This is a genomic window from Streptomyces sp. SID9727 (assembly GCF_010550605.1).
Taxonomy (GTDB): Bacteria; Actinomycetota; Actinomycetes; order Streptomycetales; family Streptomycetaceae; genus Streptomyces.
Map to the genome: position 1 here is coordinate 1 of NZ_JAAGNI010000298.1, position 20,663 is coordinate 20,663.

General features: G+C 71.2%; 18 protein-coding genes. 6 read left to right on the plus strand and 12 right to left on the minus strand.

The features are described from left to right. From G3I41_RS19690 to G3I41_RS19700, 3 genes are all read right to left on the minus strand, one after another. The coding region (locus tag G3I41_RS19690; RefSeq protein ID WP_164401617.1) for an STM4014 family protein at positions 1–834 on the minus strand (834 nt) is incomplete at its 3' end. Beyond that, complete coding sequence (locus G3I41_RS19695; protein ID WP_164401618.1) at positions 815–1,774, minus strand: STM4015 family protein; 960 nt, start codon at positions 1,772–1,774, stop codon at positions 815–817. The genes G3I41_RS19690 and G3I41_RS19695, both read right to left, overlap by 20 nt. Before the next feature lie 7 nt (positions 1,775–1,781). Continuing rightward, the gene (locus G3I41_RS19700; protein WP_164401619.1) at positions 1,782–2,729 is read right to left on the minus strand and encodes an STM4015 family protein; all 948 of its coding nucleotides are present in this window, start codon (positions 2,727–2,729) and stop codon (positions 1,782–1,784) included. Positions 2,730–2,902: 173 nt separating this feature from the next. On the opposite strand from G3I41_RS19700, the gene G3I41_RS19705 reads away from it, so the two are divergent. Then, positions 2,903–3,229 carry a hypothetical protein gene (locus G3I41_RS19705; RefSeq protein ID WP_018100127.1) on the plus strand — a complete coding sequence of 109 codons (327 nt, stop codon included), beginning with the start codon at positions 2,903–2,905 and terminating at the stop codon, positions 3,227–3,229. Positions 3,230–3,368: 139 nt separating this feature from the next. Further along, a complete protein-coding gene (locus G3I41_RS19710; protein WP_164401620.1) occupies positions 3,369–4,373 on the plus strand; it encodes a DUF6745 domain-containing protein in 1,005 nt (334 codons plus the stop codon). A 56-nt stretch (positions 4,374–4,429) separates the two neighbouring features. Here the strand turns inward: G3I41_RS19710 and G3I41_RS19715 are convergent, their stop codons facing one another. Further along, on the minus strand, positions 4,430–5,407 hold the full coding sequence (locus G3I41_RS19715; protein ID WP_343242180.1) for an aldo/keto reductase: 978 nt from the start codon (positions 5,405–5,407) through the stop codon (positions 4,430–4,432). Further along, positions 5,404–7,248, minus strand: coding sequence for a hypothetical protein (locus G3I41_RS19720; RefSeq protein WP_343242181.1), 1,845 nt, complete (start codon positions 7,246–7,248; stop codon positions 5,404–5,406). Before G3I41_RS19720 ends, G3I41_RS19715 begins: the two co-directional genes overlap by 4 nt. 205 nt (positions 7,249–7,453) lie before the next feature. Here G3I41_RS19720 and G3I41_RS19725 point away from each other — a divergent pair, with 205 nt between their 5' ends. From G3I41_RS19725 to G3I41_RS19735, 3 genes are all read left to right on the plus strand, one after another. Next, the gene (locus tag G3I41_RS19725) at positions 7,454–8,278 is read left to right on the plus strand and encodes an amidohydrolase family protein (RefSeq protein ID WP_164401623.1); all 825 of its coding nucleotides are present in this window, start codon (positions 7,454–7,456) and stop codon (positions 8,276–8,278) included. 100 nt (positions 8,279–8,378) lie between these two features. After that, positions 8,379–9,377: an acetylxylan esterase gene (locus tag G3I41_RS19730; RefSeq protein WP_164401625.1), complete on the plus strand. Its 999-nt coding sequence runs from the start codon at positions 8,379–8,381 to the stop codon at positions 9,375–9,377. A gap of 56 nt (positions 9,378–9,433) precedes the next feature. Then, complete coding sequence (locus G3I41_RS19735) at positions 9,434–10,165, plus strand: GntR family transcriptional regulator (protein WP_164401627.1); 732 nt, start codon at positions 9,434–9,436, stop codon at positions 10,163–10,165. Positions 10,166–10,295: 130 nt separating this feature from the next. On the opposite strand, the gene G3I41_RS19740 is transcribed toward G3I41_RS19735, so the two are convergent. The 6 genes from G3I41_RS19740 to G3I41_RS19765 form a co-directional block, all read right to left on the minus strand. Further along, on the minus strand, positions 10,296–12,317 hold the full coding sequence (locus tag G3I41_RS19740) for a right-handed parallel beta-helix repeat-containing protein (RefSeq protein ID WP_239081724.1): 2,022 nt from the start codon (positions 12,315–12,317) through the stop codon (positions 10,296–10,298). Between the two features lie 44 nt (positions 12,318–12,361). Continuing rightward, complete coding sequence (locus G3I41_RS19745) at positions 12,362–13,267, minus strand: carbohydrate ABC transporter permease (protein ID WP_239081725.1); 906 nt, start codon at positions 13,265–13,267, stop codon at positions 12,362–12,364. Between the two features lie 18 nt (positions 13,268–13,285). Then, on the minus strand, positions 13,286–14,248 hold the full coding sequence (locus G3I41_RS19750) for a sugar ABC transporter permease (RefSeq protein WP_343242182.1): 963 nt from the start codon (positions 14,246–14,248) through the stop codon (positions 13,286–13,288). Then, positions 14,227–15,477, minus strand: coding sequence for an extracellular solute-binding protein (locus tag G3I41_RS19755; RefSeq protein ID WP_164401628.1), 1,251 nt, complete (start codon positions 15,475–15,477; stop codon positions 14,227–14,229). Before G3I41_RS19755 ends, G3I41_RS19750 begins: the two co-directional genes overlap by 22 nt. A gap of 263 nt (positions 15,478–15,740) precedes the next feature. Then, positions 15,741–17,678, minus strand: coding sequence for a heparinase II/III family protein (locus G3I41_RS19760; protein ID WP_343242183.1), 1,938 nt, complete (start codon positions 17,676–17,678; stop codon positions 15,741–15,743). Between the two features lie 4 nt (positions 17,679–17,682). Further along, entirely contained in the window at positions 17,683–18,957 is a 1,275-nt protein-coding gene (locus tag G3I41_RS19765; RefSeq protein WP_164401630.1) for an alpha-L-fucosidase, read from the minus strand. 159 nt (positions 18,958–19,116) lie between these two features. Here G3I41_RS19765 and G3I41_RS19770 point away from each other — a divergent pair, with 159 nt between their 5' ends. Then, the gene (locus G3I41_RS19770; protein ID WP_239081726.1) at positions 19,117–19,866 is read left to right on the plus strand and encodes a ribonuclease activity regulator RraA; all 750 of its coding nucleotides are present in this window, start codon (positions 19,117–19,119) and stop codon (positions 19,864–19,866) included. A 25-nt stretch (positions 19,867–19,891) separates the two neighbouring features. Here the strand turns inward: G3I41_RS19770 and G3I41_RS19775 are convergent, their stop codons facing one another. After that, the gene (locus tag G3I41_RS19775; RefSeq protein WP_164401644.1) at positions 19,892–20,482 is read right to left on the minus strand and encodes a TetR/AcrR family transcriptional regulator; all 591 of its coding nucleotides are present in this window, start codon (positions 20,480–20,482) and stop codon (positions 19,892–19,894) included. Positions 20,483–20,663: the final 181 nt, after the last annotated feature.

The following is a 20,663-nucleotide window of genomic DNA, read 5'->3' on the forward strand; positions in this document are numbered from 1 at the left end:
CAGGTGCAGATTGGTCATCGGTGAAGCGCTGGTGCGCACCACGGCGTGGGTGGCCCGGCCGGCGACCACGACGACCCGCAGATCGGCGGCCCGGCCGCGCTGGGTGGCCTTGGGCAGCCAGCGCTCGATGTGCAGCCCGTCGGGCGCCAGCGCGTCGATCACCGCCGCGACCTCGCGCTCCGTCGTGCACCGGCGCACCCGCAGCGAGTTGTAGAGCCGGCCGGCCGGGTCCCGCTCGACGGAGGTGGCCGCCCGGACCCGGCCCCCGCCGGCCGTCTCCACGGCGAGCACCCCGGAGGCGGACGAGCCGTGCGCGGGCTTCACGAACACCCGGGGCATGCGGTGGGCGGCCATCAGGTCCCGTACGTCGTCCCAGCCGCACACGGGGGCCCCGGCCGGCCCCGAGGTCGGAGAGGCGGGGACGGGCACCCCGGCCGCGTCCAGCACCCCGTGGCACAGCCGCTTGTCGAAGAGCGCCGCGATGTCCGCCGGGCCGTCGAGCAGGAGGGCGCCGGCCTCCCGGGCGGCGCGCGCCACCTCGCGTACGGCGGCGGTGAACCGCGCGTACCAGAGGGCCGAACCCTCCACCCGGGTCGGGTCGTCGGCCGCGCGCAGCAGCCGGTCCACCTCGGCGTCCTCGCCCGGCGACTCGATGCGCACGGTCTCCCCGGGCAGGAAGCGCGCCCCGCCCCGCAGCACGTCCAGCCAGGGCACCGTACGCGCCTCGGGCAGGCCGGCGGAGGTCACCGCGTCCTGGAAGAGGGAGACGCGGCGGCTGCCCGGGTTGCCGACGACCGCGAGGCGCGGCGGGCCGCTACTCGCTGACCGCGACATAGCGGGGCTCGTCGTCCTCGGGGTCCCAGTGGTCCGCCTCGGAGAGGTCGACGTGGACGTCGTGGCGCTCGGACAGCTCCTTGAAGCGCTCCATCACCTCGTCGCTGAAGTAGTGGTGGTGCAGGTCCAGGCCGTCCAGATGGGTGAGCGGCTGCCCTTCGAGGAGGGCCAGGCCCCCCGTGTCGCCGAGCGTGCCCATCGACAGCGCCAGGAAGTCCAGCTGCGCGACGACCGGGGCGGAGGCGACGGCCGCGGCGATCTCGTCCTGGATCTCGCTGTTCTGGATCCCGAGGTGGCGCAGCCGGGGAAGGCCGCCTCCGGACAGCAGCGGGGCCAGGTCCGCCACCGTGGCGTCGCCCGCGTACCACTGGGAGCCGAGCCACAGCTCCAGCCGCTCCAGCGCGGGCAGTTCACAGGCGCCGACCGCCCGCACCACATGACCGGGCAGACCGCCGGACTCGAAGCGCAGGGCCTTCAGAGCCTCGTGCCGCACGGGGCGCAGTTCCAGCGTCTCCTCGTCGAGCCCGCTGCCACCACCTCGGACCACCAGCTCCTCCAGGAGCGGGAACGCCTGGAGCACCGGCGTGATGTCGCACATCCGGAGCCACGACACCTCGCACTCCTCGCCCACGACATCGGCGAGGAACAGGGCGCGCAGCGCCGGGAAACGGGCCGCGTCCGAGGTGATCAACTCCACCACGGGAGCCAGGGAGCTGTAGTCCCCGTGCCACCAGGGGCCGATGACCAGGGCACGGACCTGTGCCGGGTCGACCCTCTCCAGGAAGTGCCGCCAGAGAGCGGTGAACTCCTGCTCCTCCCAGCCGCAGTCCAGCCGCCAGGCCGTGGCGTCCGCCGCCGGCAGCGGTCGGTCGTCGCCCGGCTCCGGCAGGGTGAACACGGGCAGGTGATGGAAGGAGCAGGGGTGATCGATGTCGATCATCGCGCCGTCACTCCGACACCGTCACGTACCGGCCCGCCGGGCCCCGGTTGTCCCACGGCTCGCAGCGCTCCGAGAGGTCCACCCGCACCCCGTGCGGCGCCAGCGCCTCCGTGACGCGCTGCTCCATCGCCTCGGTGAGGAAGTGGTGGTGCAGGTCCAGCGCCTCGAGATGGGTCAGCGGCTGACCCTCCAGCAGCGCGGCCGCCCCCTCGTCGCCGAGCGTGCCGCAGGACAGGTCCAGGGTGCGCAGCCGGGCCACCAGCGGGGCCGAGGCGACGGCCGCCGCGATCTCGTTCTGGATCTCGCTGTTGCGCAGGCCGAGGTGGTGCAGGGCGGGGAAGCGCGTCCCGGCGAGCAGCGGGGCCAGGTCCGACACGTTCGCGTCACCGCCGTAGGCCGAGACACCGAGCCACAGGTCCAGCCGCTCCAGCGCGGGCAGTTCGCTCTCCAGGACACCGCGCACCACCTCGCGCGGCAGCCCGCCCGTCTCGATGGTCAGCGACCGGAGCCGCTCGTGCTTCGCGGCCGGGAACACCAGCTCGGAGCCGCCGCGCACACCCAGCTCCACCAGCGCGGGGAAGGCGTCGAGCAGCGCCGTGACATCGCTCTGCTCGATCCAGGAGATCTCCGCCTCCTCCATCGTCAGATCCCCGACGAACACCGCCTCCAGCGATGTCAGCCGGTCCGCGGCCGCGATGACGAGACCGATCGGATACGAGGACTTCTCCTCGTACGACTCGCCCCACTGTCCGATGATCAGGGCCCGCACGCCCGCCGGATCGACCTCCGCCAGGAAGGCGTCGAACTCCTCCTCCCAGGTGCCCTCGTCCTCGTAGGCGTCGATCGACACCCGCCAGGCGGCGGCGTCGGCGGCGGGCCGGGGGCCGCCGGCCGTGCCGGACTGGAAATCGACGGCCGGAAGGCCGAGCAACTCGTGCAGGTGGTCCACGGACATGCCCTGAGCTCCTGATGACGGCGGCGGATTGATGTCCGCAAGGTCTATCAAGGACCACTGACAACGCGGCGACCGCCCCCGCCCGGGCGGCTCGACGGCCGATTGTCAGACCCCCGCCGTAGCTTTTTCGTCGTGGCCGGCACACCGGGTGCCGCTACGGAGGGGAGAGGTCCGTGTACCGGCAGGGCGATGTACTGATCGTGCCACTGGAGGAGTCGGCGGTGCCCGCGCACCTCCTGGAGGCGGCGGGCGAACTGCGCGACGCGCGGGGCCGGCTGGTGCTCGCGCTCGGCGAGGTGACCGGACACGCGCACGCCGTTCCGGGGCCCGGCCGGCTGATCCGGGAGGGCGGGGTCTTCGGCCCGATGCTGCTCCACCTTCCCGAGGGCGGGCGCGTGGTCCACGAGGAGCACGCGACGATCCCGCTGCCCCAGGGCTGGTTCCGCGTGGTGCGCCAGCGGGAGTACGCGCCGGGGGCGGTCCGCATCGTCGCCGACTGAGCGGCGGCGGGACGGGCACGGCAGCGGGACCGCACGGTTGCGGGATCGCAGAATCACAGCGGAACAGCGGAACAGCGGAACAGCGGAACAGCGGAACAGCGGAACAGCGGAACAGCGGAAGCAGGGGACGGGGAAACCGATGCAGTACGTGGACTCTTGGCGGGCCGTGGCGGCGGCGACGGGCGCGGCGGACCGGGCGGCCGCCGAGGACGGGGTGCGGCTCGCCTACCGCGTCGCGGGGCTCGCCGAGCCGGAGGAGTTCGTCTGGGCCCGCTCGCCCAGGGAGGCCGTGGCGGCCGTCGGAAAGCTGACCGGCCCGGGACGCTCCGTGCGCGATGAGGTGCGCACCCGCCCGTGGGCGGACGAACGTCGCCGGGTGTACGACGCGTTGGGCCCGGCCGGCTGGTCCGCTCTGTGGTCGGCCACCGGTGCCCAGCTCTGGGAGAGCACGGCGGCCCTCGCCGAGCGGATACGGGCCGGGGTGGTCGCCGACCTCGCCGGTGAGGACGCGGAGGCCGGGTCGCGGGTGCGTCTTGTCCTGCTCGACGCGGTCCTCGGGCAGCACGACGCGGCGTGGCTCGCCGCGTTCGACGGCCGGGGCGACCGGCTCGACGGACTGGCGGCGGTGGCGCGGAACGCGGGCTGGTGGTGGCCCTACGAACGGGTCGTGGTGATCTGCGAGCGTCCGGAGGCCCTGCACCGCGACGAGGCGGGCCGCCTCGACCGGGGCGACGGACCGGCGCTCTCCTACCCGGACGGCTTCGCCCTGTACGCCTGGCGCGGCATGCCCGTGCCCTCGGAGTTCCTGGACGGGCTGGCCGCGCTGACCCCGGAGCGCATCCGGACCGAGGAGAACGCGGAACTGCGCCGCGTGATGCTGGAGTACTACGGTTACGACCGCTACCTCACCGAGTCGGGCGCCGAACCGGTCCACCGCGACGAGACGGGCATCCTCTGGCGGATCGCGCTGGCCGGTGACGAGGACGTCGTCATGGTCGAGGTGGTCAACTCGACGCCCGAGCCGGACGGCACCCACCGCACGTACTGGCTCCGGGTGCCGCCCAGGACCAGGACGGCCAGGGAGGGCGTCGCCTGGACCTTCGGGCTCCAGTCCGACGTGTACGAGCCCATTCAGCAGACCTGACCGCGCCCGGCGGCCCGCTCGCACCGGATCCGCCGCTCGGCGCGGTGCGCCGGACGCTACGGGACCAGCTCGCGCGGGACGAAGCCCTCGTCGGCCAGACTCCGCCACAGCTCGCCGGGTACGGGGAAGCGCGCCGCGGCCGCGTTGGCCGTGACCTCGGCGGCGGAGCGGCAGCCGAGGACCACCGAGGTGACCGCCGGGTGGAGGGCCGGGAACTGCACGGCGGCCGCCGTCAGCGGCACACCGTGGGCGGCACACAGCTCGTGGCAGCGGCGCGCCCGCGCGAGGGCCCGACCGGGCACCGGCCGGTAGTTGAACATGGCACTGGGGGAGGGGTCGGCGAGCAGCCCCGTGTTGAAGACTCCGCCCACGACCACCGCGGTGCCGGTCCTCGCGCACAGCGGCAGGAGCGCGTCCAGCGCCTCGTGGTCGAGGAGGGTGAACCGGCCCGCGATCAGCACCACGTCGGTCTCGAACTCCGCGACATGGGCGGCCATCGGGGCGCTGTGGTTCATGCCGAAGCCAATGGCCCGCACCAGCCCCTCCTCGCGCAGCCGTCGTACCGCCGGATACGCGGTGCGACGCACCTCGTCGGGGAAGTCGTCCGGGTCGTGCAGATAGAGGATGTCGATGTGGGAGCGGCCGAGCCGGGCCAGGCTCGACTCCACGGAGGCACGGATGCCGCGCTCCGACCAGTCGGGGACGACCTCGCCCGGGGACCCGTCGGGCCGGGGCCGCAGGAGCCATCCGGTCTTCGTCGAGATCAGCGGCTCGCTCACCCCGGCGGGTCCGAGGAGCCGGCCGAGCCGTGCCTCCGCGAGGCCGTGTCCGTAGCGGGGCGCGGTGTCGAAGTAGCGGATCCCGGCGTCGCCGGCCGCGCGCAGCGTCCGTGCCGCCTCGTCCTCGCTCACTTCAGTGAACAGGCCGCCGAGCGGTGCGGTGCCGATACCGAGCCGGGGCAGCCCGAAGGGCAGCCGGGTCGCCGCCCGCTCTCCCGTGAAGAACGTTCCGGTCACGCTGTCCGTGTCACTCACACCGTCTCCCAGGGGGACGCGCAGGCCGCACGGGCGCCGCGCAGGGACATCGTCAGGGTCAGCCGGACGCGGGTCGCGGCCGGGAGTCGGACGCGGCAGTACGGCCCGTCGACCGGAACCGGGGCCGCCTCGTCCACGGCCGCAGTTCTGATCAGGTGCTCGGCGAACGCGCCGGCCTGCACCAGCACCGACCGCGCCGACGCGCCCGAGTTCACCAGTTCGACCACCGTGTTCCCGGGCCGGATGTCCGTGACCAGGGCGGCGGTGTCCGACGGCAGCCCCGGGCGACGCTCCACAGCGTCGTGGTAGCGCAGGTGCAGGTGTGTGAGGCCGCCGTTGTAGAGGATCTGCGGTGAGCCGGTCGTCAGCTGGAGCAGGGCCTCGGTGACCACCGGGTTGAGGTGCTGCCAGTGGTGGATGCCCAGCGCGTCGGGGCCGATGGCCGGGTCCAGCGGATCGTTCTCGATCGCCGCGACCCGCTCCGCGCTGGACTCCAGGGCGGAGAGCAGCATCTGCTCGGGGAAGCCCGGATTCCGGCCCTGGAGGAATTCGTACCACGGCTCCTCGTGTCCCGCCTCGTCCTTGATGCGCTGCGTGTGCACGGCCGACCAGTCCCAGCCGGCCCCTGCCCGCAGCAGCTCCAGACGTTCCCGGTCGGACTCCTCGCGGCTGAAGTGCCAGAGAGCCATGGGGAGCTGGGTGGGCATGACGGTGTAGTCGAACCAGCCGGAGTCGTTGTGCCGCTGCGGCACCATCAGGGTCCGCTCGGCGGTCATGGCCCGTAGATGCGGCTCCCAGCGCTCACCCAGTGTCCCCCGCTCCTCCGGCCGGCGCTGCTCGGCCTGCCGGAGTACCGCGTCCAGCGGGTTGCGGGCCAGGTCCAGATAGCCGCGTTCACCGGTCAGGAACGCCGCGTTGGTGGCGCCGACGAGCGCACCGGAGGCAACCGAGGACAGGCCGTGCGGCCAGGACCAGCCATAGTGCCCGCCGTACCAGCGTCCCTCCAGATGGCCGCCGACGGTTCCGTCGAGGGCCACGTTGTCCGGCAGCACGTCACGCCCGGTCAGCCTCTCCTGCCAGGCGCCGGTGTACGCGGCGACCCAGTCGGCATAGCGGCTGTCCCCGGTGAGCAGTGACGCGTTGGCGGCCAGCCCGGTGGCGGCCAGGTTCACCAGAGTGTCGCCGCGCCCCATCCGCTCCCACATCGCCCGGCCGTACGCGCGCGCCCGTTCCGGGTCGGAGGCCAAGTCGTCGAAGTGCGTGACGCCCTCGATGCCGTCCAGCGGCAGGCCGTACGGACGGAGCGCCAGGCTCCAGGGGAAGTACGCGTCCTCGTCCGCGAAGCCCCAGCGCGGGCCGGCGGCGCCGTTGTGCGGGGCGCGCACGATGCGATGGGCGGGGTCGAAGTTCGGTCCGTCCGGGAGGTACAGGTCGGCGAACCGCGTGGCCAGCGAGCGCAGTTCGGGATCACCCGGGTCGGCCAGGCACAGGCCGTAGAAGAGCAGCATCCCCTCGCCCTGGTGGAACCAGTCGTAGCCGCGCTCGTATCCGTCGACCAGCATGCCCATCTCGGTGAGCTGAGCCGTCACTCCGCGCCAGTGACGGCGTGCCGCCGGCAGCAGGTCGGCGCTGCCGCCGAGGAGATACAGGGTCGGCCAGTTGAAGAACGGCTCGTAGAAGTCGTCGACCCCGTCCCGGCCGTCGAGCCCGACCCCGAGCCGGTCCCGGAAGACGAGCCGCCCGTCACTCTCGGTGTAGCGGTCGGAGAACAGCCGCCACGCCTTGTCCAGCGCGGCGAACAACTCCCTTTCGAGCAGTGCCCACCGGGGAACCTCGGCCACCGGCCGGACCGCGTGCAGCACCGGCCCGTGCGCCGACGGCAATCCGCTCGATCTGTCGACCCCGCGCATCCATGACTCCCGCCCTCGAAACGACTTCAGGACCATCGGGATCAGATAATCGCCCATCGATAGCCGATGGCTAGACTCACCGGCACGCGGCCGAGGTGTCAAGACGCCGGACACCGCCGATGCGAGGAGGACGATCGTGATCGACTGCCACGTCCATGTGTGGGACCCGGCCCAGGGGTTCCCGTGGATCCGCCCCGGAACGCCCCTGCACCGCGCCTACACCGAAGGCGATCTGGAGGAGTCCGGGGCAGGACTCGGCCTGACCGGTGCGATCCTCGTGGAGGCGTCCCGCGGCGATGCCGGAGAGACGCACGCCCTGCGTCAACTGCGCATCAGACGACCCGATCTGATCGCCGGCTACGTGGGCAACCTCCATGTCCACGGCGGCTCCGGGCCCGGTGCGCTCCGTGCCCTCCTGGACGAATGCGGCGACACCCGGCCCAACGCCATGCGCATCGGCGGCCGGGACTGGGCGGCCACCCCCGAGTCCGCCCGAAATCTGGTCCCGGTGCTGGCCGAGACCGGCCTCGCCCTCGAACTCAACCTTCATCAGCGGGCGTTGCGCACAGCCGCCGAGGTGGCCGAACGGCACCCCGACCTGAACGTGGTCGTGGACCACTTGGGAAACCCGCCGCGACTCGCCACCGGTGAACCGCGGGAGTGGTGCGCCGATCTCGAACGAGCCGCGGAAGCCGGCAACGTCGTGGTGAAGATCTCCGGCCTGCTCACCCAGCAGCACGGGGTTCCCGGTCATCAACTGGCCCGTCTGGTCGGGCATGTGGTCGACACCATCGGTCCGGAACGCTGCCTGCTGGCATCCGACTGGCCCATCTGTCTGACGCGCGGCACCCGCGCCGACTCGCTTGCCGCGTCACGCACGGGCCTCGGCCGTCTGACCCCCGCCCAGACCCGTCACCTCGTGCAGGACACCGCACGGCGTGTGTACCGGCTGCGCGGTTGACAGCCTTTACGGCACCCTGATTCGATTCTCTCGATGATCGATAGGCGATCAGAGTGGCCCGCAGCCGGCCCGCCGGCCCGACCGACGCGGAGTTTTCGACATGGCTCTCTTCGACCTGCCCCTCGACGAGCTGGAGAAGTACCGCCCCGACCTTCCCGAACCCGCGGACTTCGACGCGTTCTGGGAGGAGACACTCGCCGAGCAGGACCCGTACGACCTCGCCGTCACGTGGACCCCCGTGCACAACGGTCTGGCCACCATCGAGACGTTCGACGTCACCTTCGCCGGGTACGGCGGACACCCCGTCCGCGGCTGGCTGCAACTGCCGGTGACCCGTACCGGGCCGCTGCCCGCCGTCGTGGAGTACCTCGGCTACAACAGCGGCCGGGGTGCCCCGCACGAGAAGCGGCTGTGGGCGGACGCCGGGTACGCGCACTTCATCATGGACACGCGCGGCCAGGGCGCCGAGACGCCCGACCCGGACGCGGCGTCCGGGGACATCGCCGCACCGGGCTTCCTCACCCGGGGTGTGCTCGATCCGCGCCGCTACTTCTACCGGCGTCTGTACACCGACGCCGTACGGGCCGTCGCGGCGGCCCGCAGCCACCCGGAGGTCGACCCCGACCGCGTCGTGGTCACCGGCACCAGCCAGGGCGGCGGCATCGCGCTCGCGGCGGCGGGACTCGTCCCCGGCCTGGTCGCCGCCATGCCCGACGTGCCGTTCCTGTGCCACTTCGGGCGCGCCACGACGATCACCGACATGCCGCCGTACGTCGAGGTCGCCCGGTTCGTGAAGTCGCACCGCGAGCACGCGGCGACCGTCGGCCGTACTCTGGCCTATTTCGATGCGGTGAGCCTCGCGCGACGGGCGGACGCCCCTACGCTGTTCTCCGTGGGGCTCATGGACCATATCTGCCCGCCCTCCACCGTGTACGCCGCGTTCAACCATTACGGTGCGCTGCGGAATGTGGATCAGGCCGACAAAGAGATACGGGCGTACCCGTTCAATGATCATGAGGGCGGCGGCCCCGCCCATGAAGTCGTCAAACTGGAATGGCTGGGGAAGCAGTGGGGAAAGGCGCGCGTATTCCATCGATAGGCGATGAGCGCGTACAGTGTCCCAACTGACCTCCCCCTACGCAGGAATGGGAATTCATGGCAGCGAACGCGTCGGCGGGATTTGTCTCGACACTGGCCACCAACAAGGACCGGTTCCGCAAGGCCCTGATCTCCGACCAGGTGTACGAGCTGCTGCGGCAGGCCGTCGTCGACGGCGACCTCGCCCCCGGCGACCGTGTGGTCGAGTCCGAGATCGCGCGGCGGCTCGGGGTCAGCCAGGCGCCCGTCCGGGAGGCCGTGAAACAGCTGGCCCGGGAGGGCCTGCTGATGCACGTGCCGCGCCGGGGGCACTTCGTGGTCGAAATCTCGGAACAGGACGCGGAATACGCACGCCAGGTGCGCGAGCCGCTCGAACGGCTCGCCGCGCAGCTGGCGGCGCAGCACATCACGAAGGATCAGCTGGCGGAACTCGACGCGCTGGTCGAGCGGATGCGCAAAGCCGTGGACGGCAAGGACATGGGCGCCTTCAGGGACGCCGACATCGAGTTCCACACGCTGGTCAGCCAGGCCGCCGGAAATCCGTTTCTCGAGCGGATGTGGGAGGTCATCGAGCCCAGCCTGCGCACTTTGCGCGCCATTTCCGACCCGCTGTTCGCCGGCGACTGGTCCGCCATGGCCGACGAGCACGGCCGCCTGGTCGGTCTGCTGCGTGACGGGAACGCCGAGGGGGCGGCCTGCGCGTTCGCCGACCACGCGGCGGGCCGGGGGCCGGTTCCGGACGCCCGCGCCGCGAAGAAGCCCCGCGAGGAGGCCACCGCCCGCGACTGACGCACCTGGCGCGGACGCGTCGGGGTCACCCCGCGGACAGCGGCCACCCACGCGGAACGCCCGGCCGGGGAAACCCGGCCGGGCGTTCCGCGTGAACCCGTCGACGGTAGACGCGTCAACGCGCCCGGTGTCAGCGCCTCGCGCCCGCCGTCCACCGGGCAGCGCCGTACTGGTAGGCGCCCAGGCTCGGGGCCGGGTCGGTGGAACCGTCGTTGATGCCGGGGAGCGCGATCGCCGCGTTCCTGGCCGGGGAGCCCGCGGCCAGGCGGTAGTCATGGCCGGCCGCGTCGACGAAGAGCGGATCGGTCTCCGCCGGGAGGTTGTTCGACATGACGAGCCCGCCGTCGGTGGCGCCGTCCATGCCGGCGATCTTCCCCACGTTGTTGTAGATCTTCGTGCCGGTCGACTGGCCGGGCTCCTTCACGTAGAACAGCGTCATGCCGCCCGTGTTGTTGTAGACGCCGTTGTCGTGCGAGCCGCTGCCCAGGCCGTTGAGCATCACCGTGCCCTCCCGGTTGCCCCAGCCCACGTTGTTGGCGATCACCAGATCGCTCTGGCCGTTGTCCGCGTAGACACCGGAGATGCCGAACGTGGAGGAGGTCGTCTTCGGCGCGGGGTCGTGCAGCACGTTGTGGTCGATGGAGGTGCCCATCATGTCCGCGCCGCAGCAGGTGTAGACCGCGGCGACGTCCAGGCTCAGGCGGGCGTAGGCCGAGATGTCGTTGTACGCGATGACGTCCTTGCCCGGGGAGAGGCCGGCGACGCTGTTCCACTGGAGGTTGATCCCGCTGCGTCCGACCCGGGAGATCGTGTTGTGGGTCACCGTCTGGCTGTTGCCCTGCACGGCGATGCCCGCCGCGTAGGTGCCCATGTAGTCCACGTCGTGGATGACGTTGTCGGTCGCCGTGTTGTTCTGGCCGCGCAGCGCGATGCCGTTGCCCGCGCTCAGCGACAGATCACTGTTGACGACCTTGTTGTCGGTGCCGTCGACGATGATGCCGGTGTCCCCGACGCCGCGCGTCACGGTGGAGCCGCAGTCGGTCGCACCCCGGGTGATGTCCGTGTAGTGCGACAGGTAGGTGCCCTTGATGCCGTCGAGCGTGACACCGGTCGTGGTGGCGCCCGTCCTGACCGTCGTGGCGAACAGGCCGACGCCGGCGACCGTGGTGTGGCTGGTGTTCGCCAGGTCGAAGCCCAGGGTGCGGCGCTTCGCCTCGATGGTGTGGGTGCCGGGGTCGTCGTTGCTGTAGACGTACAGGCGGTGCGCGGCGGAGTCGTAGAACCACGTGCCGGGGTGCGCCAGTTCGCCGATCTTCCCGGCGAGCGCGTACCGGGTCTCGCGCGGCACCACCTTGTGCACGCACGGCGGCGCCGCGTCGAGGGTCACTGAGCCGGCCGTCGAGCCGGTCACCTCGGCGGTGGCGGAGACGTACCAGTATCCGGTGAGGGCCCGCGCGCCGGTCCAGTAGCCCGCCGGGCGGGTCTGGGCCGGGTCCACGATCGTGGCGTCGGCGCTGCCGTCGCCCGCGTACTGGAGCACGGGGTCCATGGGGTCCGTGCCCGGGTAGGGCCACTGGGCCTCGACGTCCATGACCTTGTCGGTGAACACCTGCACCGTGGTCACGTCGTCGCCCAGATCCGCGTCCGTGGCGTAGACGTGTCCGGCCGCGACGGCGTCGGCGAAGTCCGAGTCCGGTGCGTAGGGGTCGCTCTGTCCGATCGCGGTGACGTCCGTGGCGGTGACGGGCTCCCAGTCGCTCAGCCGCGAGGCACCGCTCACCGTCACCTGCGCGCCCGGGGCGGCCCGGTAGGTGATGGGCGCCTGCGCCGTGCCGGAGCGGGCCGGCACGACCGTCTCCTCGTACGTCCCCGAGGTGATCAGGCACGTGTCGCCCGGCTGCATGAGCTCGGCGCAGCGCTGGATGTGGCGGAACGGGGCGGCCGAGGTGCCGGCCGCGGTGTCCTGGCCGTTCGTCGCCACGTAGTACGTCTGCCCGTCCTGGGCCGCGGCCGGATGGGCACCGGTCATGACCAGGCACAGGGCCGCGAACGCGGTCGCCACCTGCCACGGTCGGCCGGCGGGGCGCGAGCCGCGCGCTCCGCCCCGCGTGGAAGGCGGCGCCGGCACCGGCGCAGTGGGCGGTTTCGGCATGACAGGCTCCTCTTCTCGGTCGTTCAAGTGGGGGGCGGGCAGGGTCAGCCCTTCACGGCGCCCACGGTGAGGCCGCTGATGATGTGGCGCTGCATGTAGATGAAGAAGATGACCACCGGGGCGATGGCGAGCAGCAGGTTGGGGAACACCTTCGTCAGGTCCGTCGAGTACTGGCTGATGCCCGCGTAGATCGCCGTGGTCACCGTGTAGTGCCCGGACGACGGGCTGAGCAGGATCTGCGGGCTCACGAAGTCGTTCCAGATCCCGATGGAGTTGAGGATCAGCACGGTGACGACCGCAGGCCGCATGAGCGGGAAGATGATGGTCCAGAACGTGCGGTACCTGCCCGCGCCGTCGATCGTCGCCGCGTGGTCGATGTCCACGGGGATGGTGCGGATGAAGCCGACGAACAGGAAGATGCTGACGGGCAGCGTCGAGGCTACGTCGTGCGCCACGAGGCCGGTCACCGTGTTCGCCAGGCCGATCTCCCGCAGGACGTAGATCACGGGGATGATCACGGCGGCGCCCGGGATGAACGTCCCCGCCAGGAAATACAGCATCACCAGTTGCGTGCGCCGCTTCAGACTGCGGGCGATCGCGTACGCGGCGGGGCCCGCGAGCACGATGCACAGCACGTCCACCATGACGACGAGGAACAGCGTGAAGCCGTATCCGCCGATGACGTTGAACTGCGGACTGGTCACCGCGGCGGAGAGGTGCGTGAGCGTCAGCCTGCTCAACGGAACGCCGAAGGGGTTGTCCAGGATGTCCTGCTGCGACTTGAACGCGTTCACGAGGAGCAGGTACACGGGTATCACCATGACGACGAGCAGACCGCCGAGCATGATCCAGCGCAGGGGCGAACGGCTCTCACCCTGTCCGGTGCGGCCCGGCAGCCCGTCGGGGGCCGCCGGCGGCCGTGTCCTGGCCTCGCGGGGCTTTGCCTCCATTACGACCACCACTGGCTCCTAACCTGTCGCAGCTTGATCTTGGCGGTTGCGCAACGCCGTCACGACGAGGGCGAGCACGGCGGACACGATCATGAGAAAGACCGCCTGGGACGTCGCGTAACCGACCTTCGTGCCCTCGAAGGACCGGGCGAGAATGAGGTACGTGAACGTCTGTGTGGAGCCGGCCGGGCCGCCGCCGGTGAGACTGACGATGATGTCGTAGGCACGGATCAGGCCCACCAGGTTCAGGATGGTCGCCACGGTCACCACGGGAGCGATCATGGGGACGACGATCCGCAGGTTCGTCTGCCGCTTCGTCGCCCCGTCGATGGCCGCGGCCTCGAGGAGCTCGGCCGGCACCGTCTGCAAGGCCGCGACGAACAGCACCACGTTGAATCCGAAGCCGGCCCACACGATGACCGCGATCAGGGAGATCAGCGCCATCTTCTCGTCGAACAGGAAGCCGACCGGCTCGATGTCGAACTTGGCCAGCGTGTTGTTGATGGCGCCGTTGGTGCCGAGGATGGCCGCCCACAGATAGCCGAGCACCAGCGCGCTGATCACGTGCGGGAAGTAACCCACCGCCCGGAAGAAGGAGTTGGTCCGGGAACGGCCCTTGAGGATCAGGGCGTAGACCAGACCGAGACCGACCATGAACACGGTGCCGGTCACGGCGATGACCGCCGTCACGTACCAGGACTGCGAGGAGCTGGGATCGTCGAAGAGGTGCCGGTAGTTCTCCAGCCCGATGAACGAGACCGAGGAGAAGCCGTCCCAGTCGGTGAGGCTGAGGTAGACCGCTACTCCTACCGGTACGACCGTGAGCACGGTGTACAGCAGGACGGCCGGCCCCATCAGACCGAGCGAGACCGCCCCCGCGCGCAGGCGGGCCCGGCGCCGGCCCGCCTGGGAGGGGGGAGCGGGCGGGGGCGCGGCACCGGTGGTCCGCCCCGGCTGTTTCAGCGCTGCGAGTTCCACCACTTGTCCAATCCGTCGGCGGCGTCCTCGGGGGAGGTGCCCGTGTACAGGGACTGGACCTGCTTGTTCAGTTCGTCACTGAATCCGGCGAGGGGCTGGTTCGCGCCGGACTTCACGATCACCGAAGGGGCCTTGTCGAGGATCTTCTGCACGGAAGTGCCGAGGCTCGACATCGGGTAGCTGAACCCGGCGCGCAGGTTGCCGTCGGCGGCGAGCTGGCTCTTGATCGCCTCCGGGTCGGTCACCGCCCACTTGACCAGGTCCGTCGCCGCCGCCTTGTGGCGCGACTTGTTGACTACGACGTACGGGTTCGAGATGTTGCCGAACTGCCCCGACGGATAGGCGCCGTCGGTCGGCATGCTGAACACACCGATCTCGTCGCTCTTCTTGGCGAGGTCCGCTGCGGGCACGAAGTACGAACCCATGATGTACATGGCGGACGTTCCCTTGAGGAAGGCCGTCTGCCCGTCGGCGTAGTTGAGACCGAGGGCGCTCTTCTTCAGGTACCCGGCGTCGATCCACTTCTTGTACTGGTCGAAGTAGGCGACGTAACCGCTGTCCGCGAAGGAGTTCTCGCCCGCGATGCGCTGGGCGGTCCACTTCGGCTCGGCGGTGAGCACACCGGCGTCGGCCATCATGGAGAACTGGCTGCCGGTCACCCACTGTCCGGCCGTCTGCAACGGGTCGTACCCGGCCTTCTTCAACGTGCCCATCGCAGCCGTGAACTGGTCCATGGTCCGGATCCCGGTCGCGTCGAGCCCGGCCTCGGAGAAGGCCTTCTTGTTGTAGAAGACCAGCGACTGGATCTGCTCACCGACGCCCACCACGTACCGCTTGCCGTCGAGGGCGTACTCCTCGGCCAGCGGCGTCTTGGCCGTCCACGGCTGCTCCGACAGGTCGGCGAAGAGGGATTCGGTCTCCGCGGTGGGGATGATCTGCTGGGCGACGTCCGGGGGATCACCGGCCGCCAGGTCCTGGGTCAGTTTCGCGTTCGCCGAGATGGTGCCGGTCAGCTCGAGATCGACCTTCACCTCGGGATGGGTGCGCTCGTACCGGGCGAAGAGGTCGTGCCAGTACTTCTCCGTCAGGTTCGGCGTGATGTTCACGATGACGCGGAGGGTGGTGGTGCCACCCGCGCCCTCGTCGGCGGTGTCGCCGCCGCAGGCGACGGCCGAAGCCATCACCAGGGGAGCGGCGGCGAAGGCGCAGACACGGCGCCAGACTGCTTTCATCGGACACGCTCCGTTGCGTTGTCGTGAATAATCGATAGCTGCTGCGGGTCGGTGGGTGCGGGCCGGAAGGGGTGCACCGTGGGGGTGGGGGTGGCGGGCGTCGCGCCGAGCAGGAGGGCCTACGGGCGCCGGCGAGCGCCTGGCAGCCGGTGATCCCGGTGATGCGGGAAGCGGATGCCGTTGCGATTCGTTAATCGTCTATCGATTGCTGATGCTATGACCGGCATCCCTCAATGTTCAAGAGTGCTGCCGCAACGTGTTGTTCACACGGCCGACTCCCAGCGCACGGTGACCTCACCGGCGCTGCCCGGGTCCCGGACCGTCAGCGTGAGGCGTGTCAGGAAAGCTCCCCAGCTGTCCCTGAGCAGCGGGTCTTCGAGCTCCAGGCGTTCGGCCGAGGCGTCGCAGAGGGACGAGTCCCACCGCATGACGACCCCCGCGCCCTCGGCCGTCACCCGTGCCAGGCCGTCCGCCAACTCGACCCGGCCGGACAACAAGTGGCGGAGCCGCACATACGGGACCCGTCCCCGCCAGGCGTCACGGACGTCGATGTACGCGGGAGCCTCCCCGGTGGCGCGGACCAGGGAGACCGACCGCCTCCAGCCGCTCAACGGCCCGTCCGGATAGGCGCCGCTCAGCTCCGCGCTCAGGCCGCTCCGCCCGCCGTCGCCGCTCGCGGTCACCTCGCGGGCGGTGAACTCCCGGCCGGGGGACTGGGTGTCACCCGGTTCGGGGACGTTGTGCCAGGCGCTCTGGAAGGGCCACGCCGCATAGCGTTCGGGCCCGAAGGTCTGGCCCGTGTACCGAGGCCGGCCCGCGTCCACGACCAAGGGCCTGCCGTCGGCAGCCACCCAGTACGTACCGACGTCGAGGTGATTGTGGTGCTCGCCGTTGTGGCCCGCCTTCACGGCCACGGTCAACCCCCGCGCAGAAGCAGTTTCCTGACGCGCCACCAGAATCTCAAGGCGCGGCAGCCACACCTGCCCGGCCAGCCACGGGGCGCTCTCGTCCCGAGCGGCCCCGGCGGTCACCGCGCCGCACCAGCGCGGGTCGGCGAGCGCCGTCAGCGCACGGCCCAGACCCGCGCGGGGCGGCGCGGGATCGCCCTCCTGCCGCGCCCCCGCCACCGCGTGCGCCGAGGTCTCCGCAAGGCCCAGGCGCTCACCCCACCGGTACGGCACGTGCCAGGGCCGGTCACCGGACAGGCGGGGCGGCGCGTCGCCCACATTCACGTACCAGCTCCCTCCCAGATGCATCCGCTGCGGATAGCGCAGCAACTCGCCCAGCAGGGGGAGCCCGCGGGCGTCGAGGGCGGGACCGCCCACCCCGGCGAGGAGATCGAGGACCTCCAGGACCCGGCAGGCTCCCGCCCACCAGTAGGCGATGCCCTCGTCCACACCCCCGTCGTCCGGGAGAGCGGCCATGTAGTGGTCGAGCCCCGCGACCACGAGGCGCACCAGCCGGGCCCGCCGTGCCTCGTCCTCGCACAGCAGCAGGGCGCACGCCAGCACTGCACTGTGGATCCACGGGTTCCAGTTGTTGGCGTTCCCGTCGGCACCGATCCACCGCCAGTCCCGCACCTCTTCGAAGGGGGTGAGGACGCGCCGGTCCACCTCCCGCCTCAGCCGCCGCCGGAGCCCGGGTGCCCGGCGGTCCAGATGCGGCCCCAGCGCGTGGTCGGCCCAGGCGAACAGCGCCGCCACCTCGGCGGCCCCCAGATCCAGGTAGGGTTCGTCCGCATCGGGCACCACCTCGCCGCGCGCCGCTGTGAACCGGTCGTGCGGGGCCCAGCACCAGGTGCTCGCCTCCGCGAACCGCACGAGGCCGTCCACCGCCGCGTCCAGGTGCGGGCACACCTCGCCGGCGGCGGTCGCGTCGGCCGCCTCGCCGCTCAGCACGGCTGCCAGGACCAGCCGGGAGACCCGCTCCTGAAGCTCCCAGGCACGGTCCTCGTAGGCGCCCCGGTCCCCGTCGCGTGCCGCCCGCGCCCAGGCCCCCGCCGTCAGTCGCGGCTCCGGGCGCGCCAGCTCGTCCCGCGCATCGGCGGCCAGCCGCTCGCGGACGCGGCGCGGCACCGCGTCCCACACCTTCCGGTGGGTCACGTCCGGTACGCCGATCCGGCCCGCCGGATCGCTCAGCAGCCGTGTCAGCCCGGGGCCGAGCGCCGGTCCGAACGACGCCCCCAGGGTCCCTGTCGTCACGTGCCTACACCTCGCCCGTCTCGGAGGCGTCGGGGTCCTCCTCCAGTTCCAGCTCGATCACCGGGAGCAGGACGTCGGGCCGGGCCGTCGGCAGGGTCAGCGTCAGGGTGCCCGCCGGCTCGCCGGGCGGGGTCATGTTGGTGTGCTCGTGCCCGGTGCCGTCCACCTCGTGGAAACCGATCTCGGAACCGTCGTGCAGGAACTGCGCGTACCGGACCCGGCCCGCCAGTCCCGGCAGATGGACGTGCTTGAGGGGCCAGGCGAGCAGATGCAGATACAGGTGACGGCCACGCCGGGTGTACAGGGCGTTCGCCGGCGCGGTGAGACCGCTCGGGCCCGCGCCGTGTACGGAGCGCGCGTGCGGTCCCGTCCAGGAGCCGATCGCCGCCAGGGTCTCCCGGGCGCGCGGGTCGAGGGCGCCCCGGCCGGTGGGACCGACGTTGAGGAGGAGGTTTCCGCCGCAGGCCACCGACTGCACCAGCATCCGCACCAGCAGCGCCGGGTCCTTGTAGTCGTGGTTGTCGCGGTCGTAGCCCCACGAACCGTTCAGCGTGTGGCACGCCTCCCACCGCACCGGCACGCCGTTCCGCTCCAACGGCCGCTCGGGCTGGTACTGCTCCGGGGTCACGTAGTCGCCGGGTATCCCGAGCCGGTCGTTGACCAGAATGCCCGGCTGCAACGCGCGCACCGTGCTCATCAGCTCCCGCGCGCCCCAGTCCTCGGCGGTCTTCGAGGGGTACGTGAAGTCGAAGAACAGCAGGTCGATCTGTCCGTATCCGGTCAGCAACTCCCGCACCTGCCCGTGGAGATACGCGCGATAGGCATGCATGTCCGCCGGCCGGCCCGCGGCCTCGGTGCCGCGCAGCGGATGGTGCTCGTCGATGCTGAAGCCGGGGTGGTGCCAGTCCAGCAGGGAGTAGTACAGCCCCACGCGCAGCCCCTCCTCCCGCATCGCCGTCACGAACTCCCGCACCAGATCGCGTCCGTTCGCCCGTACCGAGGTGTAGTCGGTCAACTCCGACCCGAAGAGGCAGAATCCGTCATGGTGTTTGGCGGTGAGCACCGCGTACCGCATGCCCGCCTCCTTGGCGGCGCGGGCGAGCTTCCGTGCGTCGAAGAGGTCCGGGTCGAAGCGTTCCAGATAGCGGTCGTACTGCTCCTGGCTCATCAACTCACGGCTGCGCACCCACTCGTGACGTGCCGCGAGGCTGTAGAGACCGAAGTGGACAAAGAGTCCGAAGCGGTCGGCTTCGAACCAGTCGGCTGACGTGGCGGCCATGAAAGGGCTCCCGTGACACATTGACAGCACTAATCGATTAACTGTTATCTACCATCGATAGGCGATGATGTCACTGGCGCTGTGTACGGAGGCAAGAGTATGAATCCGACCGGGGATCACGGAGCACCGTCGACGGAGGAGGCCCGGACATACGCGTCCATGCGGGCACCGGTCCACACCGCGCGGTATGTACGGCCCACCGCACGCATGGTCGAGGCCCTCGGCGGGGTCGGCGCGGCCACGGCCTGCGCGAAGCTGCACCAGATGGGTATCACCCGGACCTTCATCGACGGCCCGGTGCCGCTGCACCGCGAGCCCGACGTGCAGATCACCGGAGGTGCCGTCACCCTCCAGTTCCTGCCGCGGCGCGAGGACGTCTTCAACGGCGCGGAGCAGGAGGACGCCGAGCGGGAGACGGCACTGTGGAAGGTGCTCGAATCGATCCGCCCCGGCGACGTTCTCGTCGTGTCGGCCCAGGGCAGCCACTACACCGGCTGCCTGGGCGACATGCTGGTGCGTTACTTCAAGCTGAAGGGCGGAGCGGGCATCGTCGTGGACGGACGCATCCGGGACGCCGCCCGGGTGCGCGCGCTCGGCGTCCCCATCTGGTGCACGGGGGTCACCCCGCACTACGCCTCGCAGACCGAGCTCTTTCCGTCCGCGTTCAACGTCCCCGTGGGTGTCGGCGGCGTCCTGGTGGCCCCCGGTGACCTGATCGTGGCCGACGAGGACGGGGCCGTCGTGGTACCGCAGCAGAGCGCGGTGCCGTTGGCCGAGGACGCGCTGCGGCACCAGGACCGGGAGGAGTTCGCGCGGCGGCGCCTCGACGAGGGGGCCCGGCTGTCCGACTACTACCCGCTCACCGAGGAGACGTTGCCGGAGTTCCTGGCCGCGCACCACGCCACCTGATCAGGGCCGGGGCGGGAGTGGACGGTCAGGCCGTCAGGGTCTCGTGGTCGATGCCCAGTTCACTGGCGAGCGCCTGCTCGGTCCACTCCAGCATCGTGGCCCGGGACAGCGGACCGTTGTACGAGGTCATCTGCACGGCCAGTCCGTCCAGCAGGGCGGTCAGCCGCCACGCCACGGACATCGGGTCGTCGCAGTGGAACTCGCCCGCCGCCGCGCCCTCCTCGATGACCTCGGCCAGCTCGGCCTTCCACTGCTGGTCGAGATCTCCGGCCACATTGCGCAGCGCCGGGTCGCGGAGGGAGGCCGCCCAGCCCTCGATCCACAGCCGCCAGCCCTTGGCCTGACCCGTCGGCGCGTACCAGCGGACGGCCGCGCGCAGTCTGCGCACGGCGGTCGTGCGACGGCTCAACAGCCGGCGCAGATGGGCGAGATCGCTCTCGGCGGCGTGTGCGAAGGCGGCCGCCACCAGCTTCTCCTTGGTGGAGAAGTGATACAGCACGAGTGCGTTGCTCACCCCGAGCACGGACGCCACATCGGCGATGCGCACGGCCGCGACACCGCGCACCTCGATCTGTTCGACGGCGGCACGCAGCAACTCCTCGCGCCGCTCGGCCACTCCCAACCGCACTCTTGCCACGCGGTCACCCTAACCAATGCCGGGCGCGGGGGGAGGCCGGGCGTACGGGCACGGGCCGGCGGCACCGGTCAGCGGTACCAGCCGAACCGCTCGGCCATCACCGGCAGCCGGCCGGCGGCCACCGCGTGCGCCGCCGCCCGCGGCGTGCAGCCGTCCGCCG